This is a genomic window from Candidatus Cardinium sp. cBcalN2 (assembly GCF_022810445.1).
GTDB lineage: Bacteria > Bacteroidota > Bacteroidia > Cytophagales > Amoebophilaceae > Cardinium.
Genome location: NZ_JAACGD010000173.1, coordinates 1 through 2,221 on the forward strand (window position 1 = coordinate 1; position 2,221 = coordinate 2,221).

Sequence of the window (2,221 nt, forward strand, 5' to 3'; positions counted from 1 at the left end):
AAATATCAACTACTACAACTTATATCTTGGTTTTTGTCTTTTCTTATAGGTTTTAATTTTTTCTTTATTTCGCTTAACGCAGCTTGTATACCTTGCAGTTCCTGCTCTATTGTTACTGTTTTCCCTACGATTTCAAGGTCTTGTAGCTCTTTTTCTATTGCCTGCAAGATCAGAGACACTTCCTTATTTTTTCTTAGATTTTTTATGCTTTTAATTAAAATCTCTATGCCCTCTTTTAATTTTTTTATTCTATGTTTCATATCTCGCTGAATATCTTGAGATGACAAGCCATTTGAAAGTTGATTTGGAGCATTTATACATGATAATGCACTATGATTTTGCAACGTTTCTGTTTTTTTTGAGTTATTAGAGCTTTCAGCTACTTGGTCGATCTTTCTTTTCGTATTTGCTTTATTTTCCTTATTTTCGTTATTGTCCTCTGTGCTTGTACTTTTATTTTTACTTTTATTTTTACGTTTTGTTAATTGCCCCTTATCAACCTCGAGATTGTAGGTTATTTCTCTATTTTCATCCTGATTGCCTGTTATTATATTTTCGTTGTTTCCCTTTTTGTTTTCGTTTGTCTGGTCTAATCTTGGTTTGGCTAACCTATTACCAGGTTTAGTGTCAATACTTGTGACATTTTTTACTACAACATCTGATTGGTTCGATTTATTACTACCTTTTATAGGTGGTTCAACTGTCACTGGGCCCTGTTCTGTTCTTGAGGCTTTGGGTTGCACATTGGCTTGCGGCGATGTTGTTTCCTCCAATCTATGTTTAGAGTTAGCGTTCTCTTTTACCTCTTTGGCTTTTGCCTCTTCTTCTGTTGTATCTTCCTCTGTTGCCTTTTCCTCTGTTGTATCTTCCTCTTTTTCATCTTGATCAAGAATATAGCTTGGATTTTCTACACCTTCACTTTCACATTTCTGCTGTAATGAACTACATGATTTTATCTCTTTTTTGGGGTTACAGAAACTCGAGCCAGCTAAGACTAAAAAAGCGCAATACAATGAACGGAAATTCGTTGCTAAGATTTTTATAGTTTTGTTTTTTTTCGTTTTCATGTTCTTTTTCTCGCTATTATTATAATGATTTACAATATAATTTTATGGATTTATGAAAGCTTGAATAGGTCAACGCTCTATTGAATAGATCATATCTAAGATTAGTAGGGCTTATGCTTTGTATAACTTATCCACAATAGATAGTATGCAAATTTATATAATAATACAAGTCCACTTGGGAGGGATGTGCACGGCATTGTTAAAACATGAATTTTTAAAATTATTTTTTGCTTAATCAAAAAGTAGCCCTAAAAATCAAGCCTTGGGTAAAAAGTATAATCATATTTACTTTCTTAGCATTGGTATACTGGGTTATATTGCTCAATAGATAACATTTAACCGTTTGTTGTAAGGTTTTTTAATTATTGATTTATTTTTTTTGGATTTGTTATTATTTTTTTGTAATGTAACAAATGAGAATAAAAAGCAAGTATCTTGTTGTCATGACTCTATTAAGGTTTCTTTTTTGCCTTATTAAACATTTAGGCAGGTGAGATCAATACGAATACCTTATGAGGGAATTATTTAGGGTATTACCTAAAAGTCTTCTGCTGAATGGTCATTTATAGCATACAATTCAATATCAATACTATGAATAAAAAATACACATGCGCTAGACTTAGTCTATTTATCGGGTTATTTAGCCTATATACCTTATCTTCTTGTCTTCCTTGCCTGCATAGAAGAGAATCATTGGGGATGCATCAGCAGCAACGAAATGGTCCGTTTGATCAACCAGAAAGAAGAGTTAGTGACTGTTTAATAAAATTTGTACCCATGCTAATAGGGATAGCATGGGTGACTTTTTTCCCCCTTTGGATCATGTTTCGCCAAGGCAGGTTATCTGGTATGTCTGCTACGCAGACTAACACTTCTATGCTTAATCAAACAGTAGCATCTCAACCAGGCCAACCATTCGTTAATGATAGTATTATACTAGTACAACTATATGAATGGAACCAAACACTAAACTCAACTCAGCTTTAGCCCAGTTTAATCCTAGTAACTCTGCCTCTCTAGAAGTTGTATAAGAGTTGGAACAGGTATCATCCAATGACCTAAATAAACCTAGGATAGATTACTTGGTTTTATGGCACATGTAGATGTCACTTGGCCACTTACCGGTTAACCTTGATTTGTAGTAGTTGATATTT

At 33.3% G+C, this 2,221-nt stretch carries 2 protein-coding genes; one reads left to right on the forward strand and one right to left on the reverse strand.

From position 1 onward, the window contains the following. Positions 1-5: 5 nt before the first annotated feature. Positions 6-1,067: a hypothetical protein gene (locus tag MUW74_RS04165; protein WP_243519241.1), complete on the reverse strand. Its 1,062-nt coding sequence runs from the start codon at positions 1,065-1,067 to the stop codon at positions 6-8. 555 nt (positions 1,068-1,622) lie between these two features. Between MUW74_RS04165 and MUW74_RS04170 the strand changes: the two genes are divergently transcribed. Next, on the forward strand, positions 1,623-2,054 hold the full coding sequence (locus MUW74_RS04170) for a hypothetical protein (protein WP_243553101.1): 432 nt from the start codon (positions 1,623-1,625) through the stop codon (positions 2,052-2,054). Positions 2,055-2,221 lie beyond the last annotated feature (167 nt).

Excerpts from the sequence above, each read along its gene's own strand:
- MUW74_RS04170 (WP_243553101.1), top strand. The coding sequence starts at position 1,623 with ATGGTCATTTATAGCATACAATTCAATATCAATACTATGAATAAAAAA.
- MUW74_RS04165 (WP_243519241.1), bottom strand. The coding sequence starts at position 1,067 with ATGAAAACGAAAAAAAACAAAACTATAAAAATCTTAGCAACGAATTTC.